20 protein-coding genes, 1 tRNA gene and 2 pseudogenes are annotated in these 22,475 nt (G+C 61.5%); 19 read left to right on the forward strand and 4 right to left on the reverse strand.

Features of this window, described 5'->3' with window-relative positions; genetic code table 11:
- Positions 1–96 precede the first annotated feature (96 nt).
- The 11 genes from RGV33_RS12915 to RGV33_RS12965 all read left to right on the forward strand — a co-directional run bounded on the left by RGV33_RS12915 (position 97) and on the right by RGV33_RS12965 (position 13,332).
- Complete coding sequence (locus RGV33_RS12915) at positions 97–855, forward strand: class II aldolase/adducin family protein (protein ID WP_322144554.1); 759 nt, start codon at positions 97–99, stop codon at positions 853–855.
- Between the two features lie 41 nt (positions 856–896).
- Positions 897–1,535, forward strand: coding sequence for a TetR family transcriptional regulator C-terminal domain-containing protein (locus RGV33_RS12920; protein WP_322144555.1), 639 nt, complete (start codon positions 897–899; stop codon positions 1,533–1,535).
- Between the two features lie 154 nt (positions 1,536–1,689).
- A complete protein-coding gene (locus tag RGV33_RS12925; RefSeq protein ID WP_322144556.1) occupies positions 1,690–2,481 on the forward strand; it encodes an enoyl-CoA hydratase/isomerase family protein in 792 nt (263 codons plus the stop codon).
- A gap of 41 nt (positions 2,482–2,522) precedes the next feature.
- Complete coding sequence (locus RGV33_RS12930) at positions 2,523–3,683, forward strand: acyl-CoA dehydrogenase family protein (protein ID WP_322144557.1); 1,161 nt, start codon at positions 2,523–2,525, stop codon at positions 3,681–3,683.
- An 18-nt stretch (positions 3,684–3,701) separates the two neighbouring features.
- Entirely contained in the window at positions 3,702–5,801 is a 2,100-nt protein-coding gene (locus RGV33_RS12935; RefSeq protein ID WP_322144558.1) for an acetate--CoA ligase family protein, read from the forward strand.
- An 11-nt stretch (positions 5,802–5,812) separates the two neighbouring features.
- The gene (locus tag RGV33_RS12940) at positions 5,813–7,423 is read left to right on the forward strand and encodes a 5-guanidino-2-oxopentanoate decarboxylase (protein ID WP_322144559.1); all 1,611 of its coding nucleotides are present in this window, start codon (positions 5,813–5,815) and stop codon (positions 7,421–7,423) included.
- Between the two features lie 12 nt (positions 7,424–7,435).
- Positions 7,436–9,022 (forward strand): ABC transporter substrate-binding protein, encoded by a 1,587-nt coding sequence (locus tag RGV33_RS12945; protein ID WP_322144560.1) that lies wholly within the window; start codon positions 7,436–7,438, stop codon positions 9,020–9,022.
- A gap of 186 nt (positions 9,023–9,208) precedes the next feature.
- Positions 9,209–10,168 (forward strand): ABC transporter permease, encoded by a 960-nt coding sequence (locus RGV33_RS12950; RefSeq protein WP_322144561.1) that lies wholly within the window; start codon positions 9,209–9,211, stop codon positions 10,166–10,168.
- Between the two features lie 3 nt (positions 10,169–10,171).
- Entirely contained in the window at positions 10,172–10,999 is an 828-nt protein-coding gene (locus RGV33_RS12955; RefSeq protein WP_322144562.1) for an ABC transporter permease, read from the forward strand.
- A gap of 2 nt (positions 11,000–11,001) precedes the next feature.
- Positions 11,002–12,621, forward strand: a complete 1,620-nt coding sequence (locus RGV33_RS12960) for an ABC transporter ATP-binding protein (RefSeq protein ID WP_322144563.1) — start codon at positions 11,002–11,004, stop codon at positions 12,619–12,621.
- Between the two features lie 9 nt (positions 12,622–12,630).
- Positions 12,631–13,332: an NAD(P)H-dependent oxidoreductase gene (locus tag RGV33_RS12965; protein ID WP_322144564.1), complete on the forward strand. Its 702-nt coding sequence runs from the start codon at positions 12,631–12,633 to the stop codon at positions 13,330–13,332.
- Between the two features lie 122 nt (positions 13,333–13,454).
- On the opposite strand, the gene RGV33_RS12970 is transcribed toward RGV33_RS12965, so the two are convergent.
- A complete protein-coding gene (locus RGV33_RS12970; RefSeq protein ID WP_322144565.1) occupies positions 13,455–14,531 on the reverse strand; it encodes a 3-deoxy-7-phosphoheptulonate synthase in 1,077 nt (358 codons plus the stop codon).
- A gap of 618 nt (positions 14,532–15,149) precedes the next feature.
- On the opposite strand from RGV33_RS12970, the gene RGV33_RS12975 reads away from it, so the two are divergent.
- Both RGV33_RS12975 and RGV33_RS12980 read left to right on the forward strand, forming a co-directional pair.
- Positions 15,150–15,902, forward strand: a complete 753-nt coding sequence (locus RGV33_RS12975) for a carbon-nitrogen hydrolase family protein (RefSeq protein WP_322144566.1) — start codon at positions 15,150–15,152, stop codon at positions 15,900–15,902.
- Between the two features lie 13 nt (positions 15,903–15,915).
- Positions 15,916–16,350, forward strand: coding sequence for a GNAT family N-acetyltransferase (locus RGV33_RS12980; RefSeq protein WP_322144567.1), 435 nt, complete (start codon positions 15,916–15,918; stop codon positions 16,348–16,350).
- A 62-nt stretch (positions 16,351–16,412) separates the two neighbouring features.
- Here the strand turns inward: RGV33_RS12980 and RGV33_RS12985 are convergent, their stop codons facing one another.
- Positions 16,413–16,652 (reverse strand): DNA-binding protein, encoded by a 240-nt coding sequence (locus RGV33_RS12985; RefSeq protein WP_322144568.1) that lies wholly within the window; start codon positions 16,650–16,652, stop codon positions 16,413–16,415.
- A gap of 81 nt (positions 16,653–16,733) precedes the next feature.
- Between RGV33_RS12985 and RGV33_RS12990 the strand changes: the two genes are divergently transcribed.
- The 6 genes and pseudogenes from RGV33_RS12990 to RGV33_RS13015 form a co-directional block, all read left to right on the forward strand.
- The gene (locus RGV33_RS12990; protein ID WP_322144569.1) at positions 16,734–17,099 is read left to right on the forward strand and encodes a helix-turn-helix transcriptional regulator; all 366 of its coding nucleotides are present in this window, start codon (positions 16,734–16,736) and stop codon (positions 17,097–17,099) included.
- A 151-nt stretch (positions 17,100–17,250) separates the two neighbouring features.
- A complete protein-coding gene (uvrY, locus tag RGV33_RS12995; RefSeq protein ID WP_008436066.1) occupies positions 17,251–17,892 on the forward strand; it encodes a UvrY/SirA/GacA family response regulator transcription factor in 642 nt (213 codons plus the stop codon).
- 1 nt (position 17,893) lies between these two features.
- Positions 17,894–19,732, forward strand: coding sequence for an excinuclease ABC subunit UvrC (gene uvrC, locus RGV33_RS13000; protein ID WP_416152069.1), 1,839 nt, complete (start codon positions 17,894–17,896; stop codon positions 19,730–19,732).
- Between the two features lie 32 nt (positions 19,733–19,764).
- A complete protein-coding gene (pgsA, locus tag RGV33_RS13005) occupies positions 19,765–20,325 on the forward strand; it encodes a CDP-diacylglycerol--glycerol-3-phosphate 3-phosphatidyltransferase (protein ID WP_322144570.1) in 561 nt (186 codons plus the stop codon).
- 63 nt (positions 20,326–20,388) lie between these two features.
- A tRNA-Gly gene (locus tag RGV33_RS13010) sits at positions 20,389–20,464 on the forward strand.
- Positions 20,465–20,695: 231 nt separating this feature from the next.
- Positions 20,696–20,827, forward strand: a pseudogene (locus RGV33_RS13015) (integrase); the annotation flags it as partial.
- A 2-nt stretch (positions 20,828–20,829) separates the two neighbouring features.
- Here the strand turns inward: RGV33_RS13015 and RGV33_RS13020 are convergent.
- Together RGV33_RS13020 and RGV33_RS13025 are read right to left on the reverse strand one after the other, a co-directional pair.
- Positions 20,830–21,192, reverse strand: a pseudogene (locus RGV33_RS13020) (conjugal transfer protein TraG N-terminal domain-containing protein); the annotation flags it as partial.
- A gap of 31 nt (positions 21,193–21,223) precedes the next feature.
- Positions 21,224–22,471 (reverse strand): OprD family porin, encoded by a 1,248-nt coding sequence (locus RGV33_RS13025; RefSeq protein WP_322144571.1) that lies wholly within the window; start codon positions 22,469–22,471, stop codon positions 21,224–21,226.
- Between the last annotated feature and the right edge of the window lie 4 nt (positions 22,472–22,475).

The following is a 22,475-nucleotide window of genomic DNA, read 5'->3' on the forward strand; positions in this document are numbered from 1 at the left end:
CTATAGGAGGTCAGCCCTAGTAAAAAATCAACTTGTTTTTTTACTGGTGACTGGATTAGCGTCAGCCACATCACCCACCCGCCTGGATAATAAAAAATGACTGGGGCCACCGAACAACAGCTGCGCGAAGAGCTTGCCGCCTGCTACCGGCTGATCGCGCACTTTCGCATGAGCGACCTGATCTTCACCCACATCTCGGTGCGTATTCCGGGGCCCGAGCATCACTTCTTGATCAACCCCTATGGGCTGATGTTCGAGGAGATCACCGCGTCCAGCCTGGTGAAAATCGGCCTGGACGGGCGCGCGGTCGAGGCCTCAAGCCATGGCGTCAACCCGGCGGGGTTTGTGATTCACAGCGCGATTCACAGCGCCCGCGAAGATGCGCAGTGCGTGCTGCACACCCACACACGCGCAGGCTGCGCGGTGGCGGCGCTGGAATGCGGGCTGTTGCCGGTGAACCAGATTTCCATGGAGTTCTACGGCAAGGTCGCCTACCACGACTACGAAGGCGTGGCGCTGGACATGGACGAGCAACAGCGACTGGTTCGCGACCTCGGCGACAAGCCGGTGTTGATGCTGCGCAATCATGGCCTGTTGACGGTGGGGGAGACAGTCAGCCAGGCGTTCCTGCGCATGTATTACCTGGAAAAAGCCTGCGATATCCAGATCGCCGCCCAGGCGTGTGGCAAGCTGATCCTGCCGCCCGCGGATGTGTGTGAATACACCGAGCGCCAGTTCAATGAGCCTGGCCGACCGCTGGCAGAGGGCGAACTGGCAGACCCGGACGCCATGCAACTGGCATGGGCGGCATTGCTGCGGTTGCTGGATCGGGTGTCGCCGGGGTTCCGCGAGTGAGGTAGAGTCGTCCGGCCGACTCTACCCAAGGACACTGCCTCATGACCCAGGAATCCCGTTTCTCCCGCATGGAACCGGAGTTGCGCAAGGCCAATCTGGTCCAGGCGACGCTGGTGTGCCTCAAGCGCGATGGTTTCCAGGGCGCGTCGATCCGCAAGATCAGCGCCGAGGCCGGGGTGTCGGTGGGGCTGATCAGTCATCACTATTCGGGCAAGGATGAGCTGGTGGCCGAGGCCTATCGGTCGATCACCCGGCAGGTGATGGACCTGCTGCGTGATGCCATGGCCAAGGCGCCGCCGAGCCCCAGGGAGCGGCTGTCGGCGTTCTTTCGCGGCTCGTTTTCTCCGGAGCTGCTGGACCCGCAACTGCTGGATGCATGGCTGGTATTCTGGGGCGCGGTCAAGACCGCCCCGGCGATCAACCAGGCCCACGAACACTCCTATGGCGAGTACCGCACCATCATGCGTTCGGCCTTGGTGGACATGGCCGGGGAGGAGGGCTGGAAGCGCTTCGATGCCGACCTGGCGGCCATTGCCCTGAGTGCCTTGCTCGACGGTTTGTGGCTGGAATCGGGGCTCAATCCCGGCACGTTCACCCCGGAGCAGGGTATCCAGATCTGTGAAGCCTGGGTCGATGGCTTGCAGGCGGGCGGGCGCAAGCGCTTCCAGAGCAAACCCTGAACTGACGATTCCGCGCCGCTTGGACGCAATGTCCGGGCCGGCATTCTCCCCTCGAAAAATATTTGCAGCTACCCGATTGCCTCCTTACTGAACACTCGTTTAGTATCGCCCCATGTCGCACCCCTCACGCCAATTAAAATAATTCGAGGATTCCATGACTACAGATCCGTCCGTGCTCACTCAGGTGCAGGCAGGCGTTGCCTGGATCACCCTCAATCGCGGCCCCCAGCGCAATGCCCTGGACATCCCGACCCTCAAGCACCTGCATGCCTTGCTGGACGCATTCAACAGTGACCCGGCGGTGCGCGTGGTGGTGTTGACTGCCAGCGGTCGCAGTTTCTGCGCCGGTGCCGACCTCGCCGAATGGGCCGACGCGGAAGCCCGTGGCGCCCTCGAAACCTACGGCTGGACCGAAACCGCCCACGCCCTGATGACCCGCCTGCACACCCTCGACAAACCCACCATCGCCGCCATCAACGGCACGGCGGTTGGCGCCGGCATGGACCTGACCCTGTGTTGCGACCTGCGTGTGGCGGCCCGATCGGCACGCTTCAAGGCCGGCTACACCAGCATGGCTTACTCGCCGGACGCCGGTGCCAGCTGGCATTTGCCGCGCTTGATCGGCAGCGAACAGGCCAAGCGCCTGCTGTTCCTCGACGAACTGTGGAGTGCCGACCGCGCCCTGGCCGCCGGCCTGGTGGGCGAAGTCGTCGCCGATGAGCAGCTTCAAGCTCACGTCACCGACCTGGCGACGCGCCTGGCCGACGGCCCGACCTTTGCCTTCGCCCAGACCAAAACCCTCATCCGCGAAGGCGCCGGGCGCGGCTTGCCCGAGCAGCTCCAGGCTGAACTCGCCGCCGGTTTGCTGTGTGGACGCAGCGCCGACGGTGCTGAAGCCCTGCGCGCCTCGATGGAAAAGCGCCCAGCGAATTTCTCCGGCAAATAATCCCTCCTCAAAACACCCTCGAACGATCGACAGGTAGCGCCATGAATTTCCAGCCCAGCCAAGAACAAGACATGTTGGTGGACGCGGTACGCAGTTTTGTTGCCAAGGAGTTGTTGCCGCACGAGGAGGCGGTCGATCGGGCCGATGAAGTCTCGCCGGATCTTGCAGCGCAGATTCGTGACAAGGCCATTGCCGCCGGATTCTATGCCTTCAACATGCCGGAAGAAGTGGGCGGTGGCGGCCTGGATTACCTGTCCCAGGCGTTGATCGAGCGGGAGTTGTCGAAGGTCTCCTGGGCGCTGCATGTGTTTGTCGCCCGGCCGTCGAAAATCCTCATGGCCTGCACCGGCGAGCAGATCGGCGAATACCTGTTGCCGTGCGTGCAGGGCAAGAAGGTCGACTGCTTTGCCCTGACCGAACCGGGCGCCGGTTCCGATGCCAATGCGATCAAGACCCGCGCCGTGCGCAGCGGCGATGACTTCGTGCTCAACGGCAGCAAGCACTTCATCAGCCACGCCGGCCACGCGGATTTCGCCATCGTGTTTGCCGTCACTGACACCTACGAACACAACGGCCGCCAGCGCAACGCCGTGACCTCGTTCCTGGTGGACCGGGGCACGCCGGGCATGACTATTCGTCGTGGCCCCAAGTGCGTCAGCAATCGCGGTTACCACACCTATGAAATGTTCTTCGACGACTGCCGCGTACCGGCTTCCAAGGTTCTCGGCGAAGTCGGCAAAGGCTGGGAAGTCGCGAACGCCTGGTTGACCGCAGGCCGGGTGATGGTGGCGGCCAACTGCGTCGGCCAGGCCCAGCGTGCGCTGGATGTATCCCTGCAATGGGCGGCGGATCGCAAACAGTTCGGCCAGCCTATCGGCACCTATCAAGGCATCTCGTTCAAGCTCGCCGACATGGCCACGCAAATTCGCGCAGCCGAACTGCTGACCCTGAACACCGCCTGGAAAATGGACCAGGGCAGCATGACCGATGGCGATGCCGGTATGGCCAAGCTGTTTGCCAGCGAAGTGTTGGGCAAGGTTGCCGACGAGGCCGTGCAGATTTACGGCGGCATGGGCTTGATGGATGAAGGGCCGGTCGAGCGCATCTGGCGCAACGCGCGGATCGAGCGGATCTGGGAAGGCACTTCGGAAATCCAGCGCCACATTATTGCCCGCGAACTGTTGCGGCCACTGTTGCGTTGATCGGGTCGGAGAACGCTTATGTCCCAGGCTATTCGCGACAACCTCAAGCGCCTGTTGGCGCCCCGTCACCTGGCGTTTGTCGGTGGGCGCAGCATGGCCCGTGCATTCAAGCGCTGCGCCGAGGGTGGTTTTGCCGGCCAGATGTGGCTGGTCAACCCGCAGCATGACAGCCTCGACGGTATTCCCTGCGTGCGCCGCGTGGCTGATTTACCGTGCGGCCCGGATGCGGTATTTATCGCCACCAATCGCGAGCTGACCCTGACCTGCGTCGCCGAACTGGCGGCCATCGGCACCGGCGGCGCCATCTGCTACGCCTCCGGGTTTGCCGAAACCGGTGCCGAGGGCCAGGCCTTGCAGCAACAACTGCTTGAGGCTGCGGGCGAGATGGCGCTGCTGGGCCCCAATTGCTATGGCCTGCTCGATTACCTGCACAGCTCGGCGTTGTGGCCGGTGGCCCATGGCGGCAAGCCGGTAGAGAAGGGCGTAGCGGTGCTGACCCAAAGCGGCAACTTCGCCTACAACCTGTCCATGAGCGACCGGTCGCTGCCGGTGGCCTATATGGCGTCGGTGGGTAACCAGGCGCAATTGGGTGTTGCCGAATTGATGGATGTGCTGCTGGATGAACCCCGTGTCACGGCCATCGGCTTGCACTTGGAAGGCTTGAAGAATGTGCCGGGGTTCGCGCGTGCGGCCCACAAGGCGCTGGAAAAAGGCATCCCGATCATCGCCCTGAAAACCGGCGTGTCGCAGATCGGCGCCGAGTTGGCGTTGAGTCATACCAGTTCATTGTCGGGCTCCGATGCGCTGTACGACAGTTTGTTTGCGCGCTTGGGTGTGATTCGGGTGAGCGGGCCGGTGAGTTTTGTCGAAACCCTCAAGGCGGCGGCCTGCGGGAATCTGCCAGCGGGCAACAGCCTGATCGCCCTGGCCTGTTCCGGTGGTGATGCCGGGTTGATTGCCGACTACGCCGAGCGCAACGACTTAAGCCTGCCCAAGCTCGATGAAATCCAGCGCTCGGAACTGGCGCAGGTACTGCCCAGCTACGCCAACCTGGTCAACCCGCTGGATTTCACCACGGCCATCTGGGGCAACCGCGAAGCCCTCAACACGATGCTCGACACGGCACTACGCACCGAAGCGGATGCGGCGATGCTGGTACTCGACTACCCGGCCGAATTTACCGGCGAGCGCAAGGAATGCGACCTGCTGCTGGACCTGTTCTGCAGCGCACTGGTTCGTCACGCCAAGACAGGTTTTGTCACCTCGGCCTTCCCCGAACTGCTGCCGGTCCACGCCCGCGAGCGCCTGCATGCCCAGGGTGTTGCCGCGTTACAGGGTGTGGAAGACGCGCTGATGGCCTGGGGCCGGATCGCCGATTACCAAAATAATCGACGGGCGCTGCTCGCTCGGGGCGAATCAATACTGGTTCCGCTGTGCCCGCAGGCGCTTGAGGAACATGGGCAGTCGCTTAACGAGTGGGACTCCAAGCAAGCCTTACGCGCGTTTGGGTTGATGACGCCGCCCGGTGTCTTGAGTACGCCCGAGCGGGCCGTTGCCGACGCAAAAGTGCTGGGCTACCCGCTGGTACTCAAGGCCGTAAGTGCCGAGCTGCCGCACAAAACCGAAGCTGGCGCGGTGGCGCTCAACCTGCGGGATGGCTTCGCACTGATCACCGCGCTGGCCCACATGCGTGAGCAAATCGCTGCGTATGCGCCGGATGTACCTTTTGATTATCTGCTGCTGGAGTCCATGGCCGCGCCACCGCTGGCCGAGCTGATAGTGGGCATCAAGCGCGAAAACGATTTCGGCCTGGCGTTGGTGATCGGCGCCGGTGGCATCCTCGTGGAACTGCTCAAGGACAGTCGCAGCCTGCTGCTGCCGACCACCGACGACGCGATCCGCAATGCCTTGTTCAGTCTGCGCAGCGCCGCATTGCTGCAAGGCTTTCGCGGGCGGGAGGTGGCCGACATGGACGCGCTGGTGGCGGCGATTCGTGCGGTGGCCGACTACGCCTGTGCCAACGCCGGGCAGTTGCTGGAACTGGATGTAAACCCATTGCTGGTCAATGCCCGGGGCGCCACGGCGGTCGATGCATTGATCCGTCTCGCCCAGGCGTGAAGGAGATGACGATGCACAGCAAAACCTTGACCGGCGGCCAGGCCCTGGTGCGATTACTGGCCAACTATGGCGTCGACACCGTATTCGGGATTCCCGGCGTGCATACGCTGGAGCTGTATCGCGGCTTGCCCGGCAGCGGCATTTGCCACGTATTGACCCGTCACGAACAGGGCGCCGGCTTCATGGCTGACGGTTATGCGCGGGTCAGCGGCAAGCCAGGGGTGTGTTTCATCATCACCGGACCGGGCGTGACCAATGCCGCCACGGCTATCGGCCAGGCGTATGCCGACTCGATTCCGTTGCTGGTGATTTCCAGCGTCAACCACACCGCCAGCCTCGGCAAGGGTTGGGGCTGCCTGCATGAAACCCAGGACCAGCGCGCGATGACCGCGCCCATCACCGCGTTTTCGGCGGTGGCCTTGAGCGCCGAGGATTTGCCGGAACTGATCGCACGGGCCTATGCGGTATTCGACAGTGAACGGCCACGGCCGGTGCATATTTCGGTGCCGCTGGATGTACTGTCGGCGCCGATCACGCGGGACTGGAGCAATGACGTGGTGCGCCGCCCCGGGCGTGGTCTGCCATCGGCTGAAAGCCTCGATCAGGCCGTGGCGAAACTCAGCGGTGCCAAGCGCCCAATGATCATTGCCGGTGGTGGTGCACTGTTGGCGGCGGATGCCTTGCAGCGCTTGAGTACACAACTGGCCGCGCCGTTTTTCAGCAGCGTTGCCGGCAAGGGGCTGTTGCCGGTAGAGCATCCGCTGAATGCCGGGTCCACCTTGTGCGTCGAGCCCGGCTGGCAGTTGATTGCCGAGGCGGATGTGGTGTTGGCCATTGGCACCGAAATGGCCGATACCGATTTTTGGCGCGAACGCCTGCCGATTAACGGCGAGCTGCTACGAGTGGATATCGACCCGCGCAAGTTCAACGACTTCTACCCCTGTGCCGTCGCGTTGCACGGCGATGCCCAACACACCGCGCAGGCTTTGCTGGAGCGCCTGCCAGCCACGCCACGCAACGCCGATTCAGCGACCAGGGCGGTTGCGACATTACGCCAGGCGATCAGCAACGGGCACGGTCCGTTGCAACGGATTCACCAGGCAATTCTCGACCGCGTCGCCGCCGAGTTGCCGGCCAATGCCTTCATCAGCAGCGACATGACCCAACTGGCCTACACCGGCAACTACGCCTTCCCCAGCAACACAACTCGCAGCTGGCTGCATCCCACCGGCTACGGCACCTTGGGCTATGGCCTGCCGGCCGGCATCGGTGCCAAGTTCGGTGCGCCTGAACGGCCCGGCCTGGTGCTGGTGGGCGACGGCGGCTTCCTCTACACCGCGCAGGAACTGGCCACGGCGGTGGAAGAACTGGACAGCCCCCTGGTGGTGTTGCTCTGGAACAACGATGCCCTGGGGCAAATTCGTGACGACATGCTGGACCTGGATATCGAACCCATCGGCGTACTGCCGCGCAACCCGGATTTCGCCGCTCTGGCGCGGGCGTTCGGTTGCACGGTCAGCGAGCCACAGAACCTGGATGAGCTGCAGACGGATTTGCGTAACGGTTTCAAGCGTAACGGCGTGACCTTGATCGAGTTGAAGCATGCCTGTGTGAACCTTTAGAGGAGCAACACCATGAGCGATAACAACAACAAAATGACTCAAGCGATGCACCGACGGGACTTCCTCAAACACAGCGCCGTCGCCGGTGCCGTGGCCGCCGCATTCTCCATGGGCCTGCCGCTGCAGGCCTTCGCCGAAGAGGCCACGCCCAAGCCGGGCGGTGTGCTGCGCATGGGGCTGGCCGGCGGCAGCACCACCGACTCCCGCGACCCTGGCTCGTGGGTCGACACCTTCACCTTCGTCGGGTTTTCGGCGGTGTACAACACCCTGACTGAAATCGCGGTGGACGGCTCCGCCATCCCCGAATTGGCCGAGCGTTTTGAGTCGACGCCGGATGCGCGCATCTGGACCTTCAAACTGCGCCAGGGCGTGACCTTCCATAACGGTAAAAGCCTGACCGCCGAAGACGTGGTGGCCTCGATCAACCATCACCTGGCGGCCAACTCCACCTCGGCGGCCAAGACCGTGCTCGGCGATGTGGCCAGTGTCAGCGCCAAGGGCACCGATGCGGTGGTGTTCGAGTTGCACTCGGGCAATGCCGATTTCGCTTATGTGGTCGCCGATTACCACTTGGTGATCATGCCCGCCAAGGACGGCGCTGCCGACTGGCAGGCCGGGATCGGCACCAGCGGTTATCGCTTGAAAAGCTTCGAGCCCGGCGTGCGCATGGACCTGGAGCGCAACCCCGACTACTGGAAGCCGGGGCGGGCGCATTTCGCCAGTGCCGAGCTGCTGGCGATTGCCGACGGAGCCGCGCGGGTGAATGCACTGGTCACAGGGCAAGTGGACGTGATCAACAAAGTCGACCTGAAAACCGTGGCCCTGCTCAAGCGCAATCCCACGCTGGTCATCGAAGAAACCAAGGGCGCGCAGCACTACACCTTCCCGATGTTGTGCGACAGCAACGAGTTCAAGAACAACGATATCCGCATGGCAATGAAGCATGCGATCAACCGCGAAACCCTGCTGGCCTCGGTGCTGCATGGCTATGGCCTGGTGGGCAATGACCATCCGATCCAGCCCGGCAGCCGCTTTATCAACGCAGCGTTGGAGCAGCGCGCCTACGACCCGGACAAGTCGCGTTTCTACCTGCGCAAGGCCGGAGTGGATTCGCTCAAGGTACGCCTGCAAGCCTCCGACGCCGCCTACACCGGCGCGGTGGACGCTTCGGTGTTGTTCAAGGAACAGGCACGCCAGGCCGGAATTGATATCGACGTGGTGCGCGAGCCGGCGGACGGGTTCTTCTCCAACGTGTGGATGAAGCAGCCGTTCACCACCTCGTTCTGGTACAGCAGCCTGACCGCCGACCGCATGTTCAGCATCGGCTATGCCAAGGGCGCGGCGTGGAACGAAACCCATTGGGATAACGCCCGCTTCAACCAGTTGCTCACCGCCGCGCGGGGCGAGATGAACGCGCCGTTGCGCCAGGACATGTACAACGAAATGCAGAGCCTGTGCCGCGACGATGGCGGGGCGATTGTGCCGTTGTTTGCCAGCTCCGTGGCGGCACGCTCGAACCGCGTCAGCCATGGCCCGCTGACGGCGCCGTATGGCGAGTTGGATGGGTTGCGGCTGATCGAGCGGTGGTGGCAGGCGTGACTCTTGTGTCGAACGCTATCGCTCAGGCAATGAAGATCAAGTGTGGGAGCTGGCTTGCCTGCGATGGCATCACCTCGGTGCCCTGTTAAACCGCGGCGCCTGCATCGCAGCCTCGCTAAAGCTCGACAGCTCCCACAGGGGACATTTGTCGCCGTCGAGAACATGCCCAACTCATGAGAACCGAACATGAATAGCCTATTCAAACTGGTGCTCCAACGCCTGGCCCTCGGCCTGCTGTCTTTGTTCGCCGTCTCGGTGATCATCTTCCTGGCCGTCGGCTTGCTGCCCGGCGATATCGCCCAGGCCATGCTCGGCCAGTCCGCTACGCCGGAAACCGTGGCGGCGTTTCGCGCCCAGCTGGGCCTGGACCTGCCGCCCCTGAGCCGCTTTGTGCAATGGCTGTTGCGTCTGCTGCACGGTGACCTTGGCGCGTCTCTGGCCAACCAGCGGCCCATTGCCGAGCTGATCGGCGCACGCCTGGGCAACACTTTGCGCCTGGCGGCGCTGGCCGCGCTGGTCTCGGTGCCTTTGGCGCTGGTGCTGGGGATGCTCGCCGCGCTGTACCGCAACAGCTGGTTCGACCGCCTGCTCAACACCTCGGCCCTGAGCGCGGTGTCGTTCCCGGAGTTCTTCGTCGCGTACCTGCTGATCCTGGTGTTTTCAGTCAAGCTCGGTTGGTTTCCGAGCCTGTCCAACCTGGCACCGGAGGCGTCATTCGGCACCATCCTTGAACGTTCGGTGCTGCCGGTCGCCACCCTGAGCCTGGTGGTGATCGCGCAGATGATGCGCATGACCCGCGCCTCGCTGATCAACCTGCTGGCCAGCCCGTACATCGAAATGGCCCGGCTCAAGGGCATCAGCCAGTCACGGATTATCTGGCGCCACGCGTTGCCCAATGCGCTGGCGCCGATCGTCAACGTAATCGCCCTGAACCTGGCTTACCTGGTGGTGGGCGTGGTGGTGGTCGAAGTGGTGTTTGTGTACCCGGGCCTCGGCCAGTTGCTGGTGGACTCGGTGTCCAAGCGCGACATTCCTGTGGTGCAGGCGTGCAGCCTGATTTTCGCTGCCACCTACATCCTGCTCAACACCGGCGCCGATGTGCTGTCCATCGCCACCAACCCACGCTTGATGCATCCCAAGGGGTAGACCATGAGCCTTCTCACACAACTGGCCCGGGCGCCATTGAGCGCGAAGTTCGGCCTGCTGATCATCGTGTTGTACGTGCTGGTGGCGCTGTTTGCGCCGGTGCTTGCGCCCTATGGCGAAACCCAGGTGGTGGGCGACGGGTTTGCGCCCTGGAGCGGCCAGTTTTTGCTGGGCACCGATAACCTCGGGCGGGACATGTTCAGTCGCCTGGTGTTTGGCGCGCGCAATACCCTGGGCATCGCCTTTTTGACGACGGTGCTGGCGTTTTTACTGGGCGGTTTGAGCGGCTTGGTTGCGGCGATCAAGGGTGGCTGGGTCGATCAGGGATTGTCGCGGGTGGTGGACATCCTGATGGCGATCCCGCAACTGATCTTTGCCTTGCTGATCCTCAGCGTGGTCGGCACCAATGCCACGTCGCTGGTGCTGGTGATTGCCCTGCTGGATTCGACCCGGGTGTTTCGCCTGTCCCGCGCCGTGGCGATGACCGTGGTGGTGCAGGACTTTGTCGAAGCCGCGCGGCTGCGCGGGGAAGGGCTGTGGTGGCTGGTCACTCGCGAGGTGCTGCCCAACGCCGCCGCACCGTTGATTGCCGAGTTCGGTTTGCGCTTTTGCTTTGTGTTTTTGTTTATCAGCGCGCTGTCGTTCCTCGGCCTGGGCATTCAACCGCCGACCGCCGATTGGGGCAGCATGGTTCGCGACAACGCGGTGCTGATTACCTTCGGCGACATCAGCCCGTTGCTGCCGGCCCTGGCGGTGGCGTTGATCACCGTCAGCGTGAATTTTGTCGTCGACTGGATGCTGCATAAATCCAGCGGCCTGAAGGAGTGTTGAGGATGGACAAGCCATTATTGGAAATCCGCAACCTGCAGATCGAAGGGCACTATGAGGATGCGTGGCATCCGCTGATCAAGGGCATCGACCTGACGTTGCAGCGGGGCGAGGTATTGGGGCTGATTGGGGAGTCCGGCGCGGGTAAATCAACCTTGGGGCTGGCGGCCATGGGCTTTGCCCGCGACGGTTGCCGCATCACCGGCGGCTCGGTGTGCTTTGACGGCATCCAGCTGTTGCAGGCCAAGCCCGAAGCTTTGCGCAAGTTGCGTGGGCTGCGCATTGCCTACGTTGCGCAGAGCGCCGCCGCGTCGTTCAATCCGGCCCATCGGCTGATTGACCAGCATGTGGAAACCGCTGTGATCAATGGCGGCGTCAGCCGTGCCCAGGCTGAACGCGAGGCGGTGGAGTTGTACCGCGTGCTGCGCCTGCCCAATCCGCAAACTATCGGCCAGCGTTATCCGCATCAGGTTTCCGGCGGGCAACTGCAAAGGGTGATGACTGCGATGGCGATGGCCTGTCACCCCGACCTGATCATCTTCGACGAGCCCACCACGGCGCTGGACGTCACCACCCAGATCGAAGTGCTGGCGGCGATTCGTGATGCGATAAAAACCTTCGGCAGTGCCGCGCTGTATATCAGCCATGACCTGGCGGTGGTCGCGCAAATGGCCGACCGCATCATGGTGCTGCGCCACGGCAAATTGGTGGAGGAGGCTCAGACCCGCACCATGCTCAGCGCACCGCAGCAGGACTACACCAAATCCCTGTGGGCGGTGCGCAGTTTTCGCACCGAGCCCAAGGCCTGCCCCGAGCTGCAGGTGCCGTTGCTGGAAGTGCGTCAGGTGTGCGCCAGCTATGGGCATCAGCCGGTGCTGCACGACGTATCGATGAGCCTGTATCGCGGCCAGACGCTGGCGGTGATCGGGGAGTCCGGCAGCGGTAAAAGCTCCACGGCACGGTTGATTACCGGGTTGCTGCCGGCCACGGCAGGGCAGGTGCTGTATGACGGCGAAGCGTTGCCAGCGGATTTTCGTCGGCGCACCAAGGAGCAATTGCGACGGGTGCAGATGATCTATCAGATCCCCGATACCGCGCTGAACCCGCGCCAACGCATCGTCGATATCATCGGCCGGCCACTGACCTTCTACCTCGGCCTCAAGGGCAAGGCCATGCGCGCCCGGGTTGCCGAGCTGCTGGAGATGATCGAGCTGGACCCGGCCACCTTCATGGAGCGTCAGCCCCGTGAACTGTCCGGCGGCCAAAAACAACGGATTTGCATCGCCCGCGCACTGGCGGCCGACCCACAGTTGATCATTTGCGATGAAGTGACCTCCGCCCTGGATCAACTGGTGGCCGAAGGCGTGCTGAAACTGCTCGACCGTATCCAGCAGCAATTGGGCGTGGCGTACCTGTTTATTACCCACGACGTGGCCACCGTACGCGCCATCGCTGACGAGGTGGTGGTGATGCAGCGCGGCAGGGTAGTGGACCAGGGCAGCCGCAGCGCGATCTTCACTCCGCCCTACCACGACTACACCGGCCTGCTGTTTTCATCGGAGCCGGAGATGGACCCCGACTGGCTCGACCATCTGCTGGCCGAACGGGCCGCGCTTACTTCTTGAGGAATGTCTATGAAGGTGTTGATTGTCCACGCCCATCCCGAGCCGCAGTCGTTCACCGCGGCCTTGCGCGACCAGGCCGTTTCCACCCTGCAAGCGCAGGGGCATGAGGTGCAGGCCAGTGATTTGTACGCGATGAACTGGAACCCGGTGGCCAGCGCCTCGGACTTTACTTCGCGGGAGAATCCCGAGTACCTGGTGTATGCGCTCGAGCAGCGACTGGGGGTGAAAAGCCAGTCTATCGCGGCGGATATCCAGCAGGAGCTGGACAAGCTGCTGTGGGCCGATTTGCTGATTCTCAACTTCCCGATCTTCTGGTTTTCGGCGCCTGCAATGCTCAAGGGCTGGATCGACCGGGTACTGGTGTCGGGCGTGTGTTATGGCGGCAAGCGGTTTTATGATCAGGGCGGGCTCGCCGGCAAGAAAGCGCTCGTCACGGTGACCCTGGGCGGGCGCGAGCATATGTTTGGCGAGGGCGCGATTCATGGGCCATTGGAGGATATGCTGCGGCCGATTCTGCGTGGCACGCTGGCGTATGTCGGGTTTGATGTGCTGGAGCCGTTTGTGGCGTGGCATGTGCCGTATATCAGCGCCGAGGCGCGCCAGGATTTCCTGCGCAGTTACCAGCAGCGGCTGGAAGGGCTGGCGGATGAGCAGCCGTTGGTGTTTCCGAAGTTGGCGCAGTTTGATGAGGCTCTTTATCCACTAGCCTGAACTCAGTGAGGAACCAGTGTGGGAGCCGGGCTTGCCCGCGATGGCGGTGCATCAGTCGGCCTGTCAGGTAACTGATACACCGCTATCGCAGGCAAGCCAGCTCCCACATTTGATCTTCATTGTCAGGCGGGATTGTGTGCCCGCAACCGCTCGGCAGCACTGCGCAGCAACTGCTCGGTGCCGTCCCAGCCCAGGCAGCCGTCGGTGATCGACACGCCGTATTTCATCGACGGGCCGAGTGGCTGGCAGCCTTCGAACAGGTGGCTCTCGATCATCATGCCGATCAGCGACGTGTCGCCCTGCAAGCGCTGCTCCAGCACATCGTTGAACACCGCCGGTTGGCGCAGCGGGTCTTTGCCGCTGTTGGCGTGGCTGCAATCGACCATGATCCGTGGCGCGACCTTGCTCTTGGCCAGGTCTGCGTGCACCTGCGCCACGCTCTGGCGATCGTAGTTCGGCCCACGGTGGCCGCCGCGCAATACCAGGTGGGTATCGGGGTTGCCCGACGTCTGGATGATCGCCGGATGCCCCTGGCTGTCGACCCCGAAGTGGCGGTGCGGGTGAGCGGCCGAACGCATGGCGTCACAGGCGATGGCCACGCCGCCGTCGGTGCCGTTCTTGAAGCCCACGGGCATGCCGAGGCCGCTGGCCATTTCGCGGTGGATCTGCGATTCGGTGGTGCGCGCGCCAATGGCGACCCAGCTCAACAGGTCATCGAAGTAGCCGGCAGCCATCGGTTGCAGCAGCTCGGTGGCGACCGGCAAGCCCAGGCGCAGCATTTCACGCATCAGTTCCCGGGACAGGCTCAGGCCGGCGGCCATGTCGTCGCTGCCATCCAGTCGCGGGTCGTAGGCCAGGCCTTTCCAACCGATGGTGGTGCGCGGTTTTTCGACGTAGGCGCGGATTACCAGCAGCATCTGGTCACTGACGTCATGGGCCAGTTTTTTCAGATTGCGCGCGTATTCCATGGCCGATTCCGGATCGTGGATCGAGCACGGGCCAACGATCACCAGCAGGCGTGAGTCTTCACCCTTGAGAATGGCGCGCACGGCTTGGCGATGGGCGTGGATCTGTTCGTTGAGGAACGGGCTCAGGGGCAGTTGGTGCTTGAGCTCAAGGGAACTGGGCAAGCGCTGGGTCAGCGCTTCATTGGCGCAGGACAGGCTGGAAACGGGCAGAGCGGCGATGGAGGAGTTCATATTCGGGCTTCCTGGGCAAGCGGCGGGCGGTTCCCGCACGCTCTGCCCTACTGGGGTGTTCGACAATTGGCCGTATTGGCTACGTGTGTTGGCTTGCCACCAATAGGTGACCGATCGGAGGCGGCAGGCTGTCCCGAACGGAGCTTGCTAAATCGCCAGGCGGTGGAGGTGTCGTAGCGGTAATAGGTGGCGTAGTTCATGTCGTGAGTCCTTTAAGTGTTCGGTGTGTGGCAAAAATAATAAGGGCTGAAAAAACAAAACCCCCGGTCGGGGAGCCGACCGGGGGTTAGATTTCTCTGGTAGGCGACCCCTTGAGTAGTGGGCGCCGATTTCAGGTATCAGGCGCGCCAGTGGCTAAACCAATACCCAAAATAAAAGCTTGCCAGTGCGCTCAAACCGCTCACACGGGCAGCCACGACCGAGCGCTGGGCGCTGGCAGCAGGGCAAACCTGAGTGTGGGTGAGTTGCAACATGGCATGTCTCCAAATGATGGGAGGAGCTTAACTGAGGCAAGCGGGAGGATTCAATCAGTAATTTCTATTGCGGTTGGGTACTTACGGCTATGACCCAAGTGTCGATATGCTGAACGGACTTCACAATGATTGCCTGGATGCGACCATGACTGCCTTGACGATTGCTGCTGCCCAATCCATCTCTATCGCGGGTGACGTGCCCGGCAATATCACCCGTCACCTGGCATTCATGGGGATTGCGGCGGAGCACGGTGTGCAGTTGCTGGTGTTTCCGGAGCTTTCCCTGACCGGCTATGAACCGTCACTGGCCGCCGGGCTGGCGATTGTGCCGGGCGATGAGGTGCTGGTGCCGCTGCGGGAGATGGTCCGTGAGCTGCGTATCACCGTCGTGGTAGGCATGCCGATTCGCCTGGCGTTGGCGAGTGAGGTGTTGATCGGCGCGCTGGTGTTGCAGCCGCAGGGCTCGATGGCGGTGTACACCAAGCAGCACCTTCATCCCGGTGAAGAGGCCGCGTTTGCTGCGGGGCAGGGCGGTGCGGCCCTTGAGTGGGGTGATGACCGGATCGCCCTGGCGGTATGTGCAGATTTCTCCCACGCCAGCCATCCACGGCAGGCTGCCGAGGCGGGGGCGAATATCTACGCCGCCGGTGTACTGATCAGCGAAGGCGGCTATGCGCCGGACACTGCCTTGCTCCAGAGCTACGCCGCCGAGCATCAAATGGTGGTGCTGATGGCCAACCACGGCGGCCCGACCGGTGGCTGGACCTGCGCCGGGCGCAGCGCTATCTGGGGTGCTGATGGCGGCTTGATTGCCGCGGCGTCGGGTGTGGGCGAGGCGCTGGTGATTGCACGTCGCGATACGGCTGGCCAGTGGCACGGGGAACAGGTGGCGATTTAGGGAGCGCAGGCACATGGCTTTTCAACTGCAGGCCGCGACCAGCCGTCACTTGGCTTTCGCCCGAACCCTGACCCATCAAGCCATGGGTAACTATTATCGCCAATACGACCTGTGCTGGTCCGATGCCGGGTTTGATTCCGCCTGGGCCGGTCGGGAGAATTGGCTGATCTGTCGCGATGATCAGGTGCTGGGTTTTATCAGCCTCAGTCGAGACCCCAAGGCACTGTATATCCGCGAGTTGCACATCCTTGAAGGGTTTCGCCATCAAGGGGCCGGCAGCTGGATCCTGGAGCAAATGGCGCTGAAGGCGCGCACGGAAGGGTTGGGTCTTCTGCGGTTGACCGTGTTCAAGACCAACCCGGCAAGACGACTCTATCAGCGCAAGGGCTTGAGTATCGTGGGCGAGGAAGATTGCTTCTGGCGGATGGAGCTTGAATGTTGCCAGTGATCGGATGCAGCCAGGTAATTTGAGGAAAACAGGCACTCGGTTTTAATAAGCGCATACTGACTTCAAGAGGTGAGCTCAGGACCTTGCCTAACGGTTCCATCATCATCAGTAATGATGCCTTCCTTCATGCCCAACAGGACCGCCACCTTGTGGGCTTCTCCACGTCGTCCCTTTTTGCGCCCAGCGAGCACTTGATAAGTGGTTGCCGGGTCCACGCCGTGTTCCCGGGCGAACGCTTGAACAGACTTGCCTTGATGTTCCAGCCAGGCCTTGGCTTGTGCAGCAGTGCGAATACCGGGCATAGTTCAAAACCGTTCAAGTTTGTGTAAAACGAGATGAGTGTGTCACCTCTAGGGGTGTGCCAAATAGGATCATACATCCAAATGAGTGGAATCGGTTCCCGGTTAAGGCAAGAACGAGAGCGACTTGGCCTGTCGCAGAAAAATTTCGGTGAAATAGGAGGAGTAGAGGCGAACGCGCAGGGTAAATATGAAAGTGGTGGTCGCGCGCCAAAGGCCGATTACTTGTCACGGGTAGCAGAAAGAGGTGTCGATATCTTGTACGTGTTGACCGGTATTGCGACGCCGACGCAGCTGGAAAACCTCAGCCAGATCGAAGAGAAGGTTCTGGGAAATTACCGTGCAATGTTTAAAGAAGACCAGGATGCGATTCATCGCCTCACCTCCACCCTGGCAGAGCATTCGGCCTTGAGTAATGGAAGAAACAGGTCTCCAACCCAGGATTCCTGACCTTTTACCCAGGAAACTGAGCCTGTTGCCACTCGGCAAGGGCTCGTTGTGCATTGAAACTCTATATATATGACGCTTGCAGCTAGGTCTGCGCCGTGGTTTTTTGCTAAGGTGTTCAGCAACCTATAAGACCATATCGCGAGGTGTCTGCTTGATTAGGGTGCTAGTAGTCGATGACCATGATCTCGTTCGTACAGGCATTACACGAATGCTGGCTGACATCGATGGCCTGCAAGTAGTCGGCCAGGCCGAATCAGGGGAGGAATCCCTGATCAAGGCCCGGGAGTTGAAGCCCGATGTGGTTTTGATGGACGTCAAGATGCCCGGGATCGGCGGTCTTGGCGCCACTACCAAGTTGTTGCGCAGCCATCCGGATATCAAAGTCGTGGTAGTGACCGTATGTGAGGAAGATCCGTTTCCTACACGGCTGCTACAAGCGGGCGCTGCAGGCTATCTGACAAAAGGCGCGGGCCTGGCGGAAATGGTCCAGGCCATTCGGCTGGTGTTTGCCGGCCAACGCTACATCAGCCCGCAGATTGCGCAGCAATTGGCGATCAAGTCGTTCCAGCCCACCAGCGACTCGCCGTTCGATGCGCTGTCGGAGCGGGAAATCCAGATCGCCTTGATGATTGTCGGCTGCCAGAAGGTCCAGTCGATCTCCGATAAACTGTGCCTGTCGCCGAAAACCGTGAACACCTACCGTTATCGGATTTTCGAAAAGCTGTCCATCAGCAGTGATGTTGAACTGACCCTGCTGGCGGTACGCCACGGCATGGTAGACGCCAGCGCCTGAAATGACAGCCTCTGAAATAACAGTCCCGTTCGATCCGAGTGCGTTTCTTGCAACCTGCAGCGGCCGTCCCGGCGTGTATCGCATGTTCGACAGCGAAGCGCGCCTGCTCTACGTTGGTAAAGCCAAGAACCTGAAAAGCCGCCTGGCGAGTTACTTTCGCAAGTCTGGCCTGGCGCCGAAAACCGCCGCGCTGGTGGTGCGTATCGCCCAGGTGGAAACCACCATCACCGCCAATGAAACCGAGGCGCTGCTGCTTGAGCAGACGCTGATCAAGGAATGGCGGCCGCCCTACAACATCCTGCTGCGTGACGATAAGTCCTACCCGTACGTGTTTCTCTCGGACGGCGACTTCCCGCGCCTGAGCATCCATCGGGGTGCCAAGAAGCAAAAGGGCAAGTATTTCGGGCCTTACCCCAGCGCTGGTGCGATCCGCGAGAGCCTGAGCCTGCTGCAAAAGGCGTTTTTCGTTCGCCAATGCGAAGACAGCTTCTACAAGAACCGCAACCGCCCGTGCCTGCAATACCAGATCAAGCGCTGCAAGGCGCCGTGCGTGGGCCTGGTTGAGCCTGCGGAATACGCCGAAGACGTGCGCCACTCGGTGATGTTCCTCGAAGGCCGCAGCAATGCCCTGGCCGATGAGTTGTCCGGCGCCATGGAACACGCGGCCAGCACCCTGGACTTTGAGCGTGCTGCCGAGCTGCGCGACCAGATCTCCCTGCTGCGCCGTGTCCAGGACCAGCAAAGCATGGAAGGCGGCACCGGCGACGTCGACGTCATCGCCGCCTTCGTCAACCCGGGCGGCGCCTGTGTGCACCTGATCAGCGTGCGCGGCGGCCGGGTGCTGGGCAGCAAGAACTTCTTCCCCCAGACCGGCATAGAAGAGGAGGTCGCCGAAGTCATGGCGGCGTTCCTTGGCCAGTATTACGTCAGCAGCCCCGAGCGCGACCTGCCGAGCGAACTGATCGTCAACGTGGTGCACGAAGACTTCCCGGCATTGATCGAAGCGATTCACACACTGCGCGGCCGCGAACTGGACATCAGCCATCGCGTGCGTGGCACCCGTGCCCGCTGGCAGCAACTGGCCGTGACCAACGCCGAACAAGCCCTGGGCGCACGCTTGGCCAACCGCCAGCACGTCGCTGCGCGGTTTGACGCCTTGGCCGAAGTGCTCAACCTCGACGAACCGCCCCAGCGCCTGGAGTGCTACGACATAAGCCACTCCAGCGGCGAGGCTACGGTGGCTTCCTGCGTGGTGTTCGGGCCGGAAGGGCCGATCAAGTCCGATTACCGGCGCTACAACATCGAAGGGGTCACCCCGGGCGATGACTACGCCGCCATGCACCAGGCCCTGACCCGGCGCTTCAGCAAACTGAAGGACGGCGAGGGCAAGCTGCCGGATATCCTGCTGGTGGACGGCGGCAAGGGCCAGCTGTCCATGGCGCGCGACGTGCTCAACGAACTGGCCGTGCCCGACCTGATCCTGCTTGGCGTGGCCAAGGGTGCCACCCGCAAGGCCGGTTTTGAAACCTTGTACTTGAATGATGCAGCCCATGAGTTCACCTTGAAGGGCGACTCCCCGGCGCTGCACCTTATCCAGCAGATCCGCGACGAAGCCCACCGTTTTGCCATCACCGGCCACCGCGCCCGACGTGGCAAAACCCGGCGCACTTCAACCCTGGAAGGGGTGGCGGGGGTCGGGCCGACGCGGCGGCGAGACTTGTTAAAACATTTTGGTGGCTTGCAGGAGCTGTCCCGTGCCAGCATTGAAGAAATAGCCAAGGCCCCCGGTATCAGTAAAAAGCTCGCAGAGTTGATTTATGCAAATCTGCACAGCGAGTAGAATGCCTTCTCACCTCGTAGCCAGTTGTGCCGATGAATATCCCTAATCTGATCACCGTTCTACGCGTCCTGCTCATTCCGATTTTCATTTTGCTGTTTTACCTGCCGTACGAATGGAGCTATATGGCATCCAGTTCGGTCTTCGCTTTTGCGGCCGCCACCGACTGGCTGGACGGCTACCTGGCCCGCCGCCTGGAGCAGAGCACGCCGTTTGGCGCGTTCCTGGACCCGGTGGCCGACAAGCTGATGGTAGCGGTGGCCCTGGTGCTGCTGGTACAGGAACACGGCAACCTCTGGCTGACCTTGCCGGCGGCAGTGATCATCGGTCGCGAGATCGTCGTCTCGGCCCTGCGGGAGTGGATGGCTGAAATCGGCGCCCGTGCCCACGTTGCCGTGTCCAACATGGGCAAATGGAAAACCGCCGCGCAGATGCTTGCCCTGGTAATCCTGCTGGCCAATCCGTCGGACTTCTCCTTCTGGGTATTGATCGGCTACGCGCTGCTGCTGATCGCGGCGGGGCTGACCTTGTGGTCGATGCTGCAATATCTGCGCGCCGCCTGGCCGCATCTGCGCACCACCGTTGAAAAGAAATAAAACTATTTTGAATCAAGGGGTTGACGGGTGGTGAGGATTCTATAGAATGCGCATCACCAAGACGCGGGAATAGCTCAGTTGGTAGAGCACGACCTTGCCAAGGTCGGGGTCGCGAGTTCGAGTCTCGTTTCCCGCTCCAAATATTGCGCTGCAGAGTTCCACTGAATTCTGTAAGTGATTGAAATCAGGACCTTCGGGTCCTTTTTTCGTTCCGGCGGGAACCACTGAAATCCAGCACTATCCGGTGCGTTTAAGTCCCGATTTAAGTCCCGATGGGAATCTTGAATTTGGATGAGTAATGAATCGGTTTGTTGCTGGAACAGTTGGATAGCGAAATGAGCATCTGGCTCTGACTCTGTTCAGGAGCTCGCAAGGCCGCCAGAGCACGCTCTCGCAAATCTTAAGAATCTTCAATTAAGACATCCTGCCATCGCTTGGTGGGCGGTCCGTCTACGATATCAATCGTCACGATCTGCTGGATTTGTTGAGCAGGATCGAACAGCTTCACCCCTTTCTTGAGGCCTTCCCAGCAGACATCAGAGCTCCAGCGCCCCTTGCACCAGCGTCCTGCGCTTGAGCCGCTCCTTTGCCAAGCATGCCGTCGGCAATTGAGCCAACGCTATATCCTGCCCAGCTCAAAACTTGGTTGTACAAGCTGTCGAGCATGCTGGAGTCGACCCAGCGCGCCAGTTCCCACCAGAAGGTCAGCATGTGTAAGGTGAACAGCGCGAACGTCACGGTCATGACGGTCTTCAGCTGATAGGTACTGACCAGCAGGATCAGCGGCAAGCTGATGATGATGCCCATGGTCAGGAAGGCCTGCACCATTGGCAAGGCGGCGCGTAGTGCATTCATTGCCTGGAAGTGGCCCGGAGGCGACCGCCGCCGGGCCTTCACCTTAAAGGTTGATTGGGTACTGCGTAATGAACCTCACGTCGTCAACATCGTTATTGAACGAGTTGCGATAGGTCGCTTGGCGCAAGCGGAACGAGAGGTCTTTTAAGGGCCCGCTCTGGATCACATAAGCGGCTTCCAGGTCACGCTCCCATTCGTTCTGGTTGGTGGTGCCGTTGGCCAAGGTGATGTTGCTGCCCTTGATGTAGCGGGCAAACACGTCCAGCCCTGGCAGGCCGAACGCCGCGAAGTTGAAGTCGTAGCGCGCTTGCCACGAGCGCTCGTCCTCACGGGTGAACTCGGCGTATTGCACGTAGTTGGCCAGGTAGTCGGTGTTGCCACCGTCGGTGTAGAACACGTAGCCGTTCTTGCCAGTGATTGCCTGGTAAGCCAGGGTCACTTTATGCGGGCCATAGGCATAGGCGCCCTTGATGCTGAACGCGTTGCTGTCGATCACACCGCCATTTTCCGCACCGATGCTCTTCTGGTTATAGAAGCGAAAATCGGTGGAGAACGTCTGCTTGGCATCGATCGGTTTGACCCAGCTCAGGCCGGCGTATTTCTTCTTCCACAGGTCTTCGACCTCAGAGGCATACAGCGCGCCGGTGAGGTTGGGGGTGAAGTTGTAGGTGGCGCCGACCACATCCGCCTTGGTCATGGCGCCGGCGTTGTGCGCGCTTTGGTTGTAGGTGCTCAGGGAAGTGAGGTGCGCCACGTCCACGCGCAGGTTGTCGATCTCCTTGCTGCTCAGGTAGAACCCTTCGGTGGTTTCCGGCAGCAAGCGACTGTCGCCGGTTGAGAACACCGGCAGGTTGAGCGTTTGCTGGCCGTACTTGAGCACGGTCTTGGAGACCTTGATCTTCACCGCCACTGCCGCCCGCGAGTAGTCATCCGCCGCATGGTCCACACCGGGAACATGGTTACCGCTGCTGGGCAGCAGGCCGCTGTTGATGCGGTCCGAACTGCTGTCGAGCTTCATGCCATACAGGCCAATAGCATCGATACCCAGGCCAATGGTGCCGGGGGTGAACCCCGAGGTGAATGTACCGATGAAACCCTGTGCCCATTCACCGCGATAGCTTTGTGCGGTGTGCGCCGCATCCCGGAAGTCGCGGTTGAAATAGAAGTTTCGCGCGAGCACCGAGGTGGTGCTGTCCTTGAAGAACGGATTGTCCTGAACGTCATCCCCAAACGCTGCGCAGGAAATAGCCGCGCACAGCGTTGCACTGCCAAGCTTGAAAGCTGATCTCATGGTT

The organism is Pseudomonas sp. Bout1 (assembly GCF_034314165.1).
In the GTDB taxonomy this organism is placed as follows: domain Bacteria; phylum Pseudomonadota; class Gammaproteobacteria; order Pseudomonadales; family Pseudomonadaceae; genus Aquipseudomonas.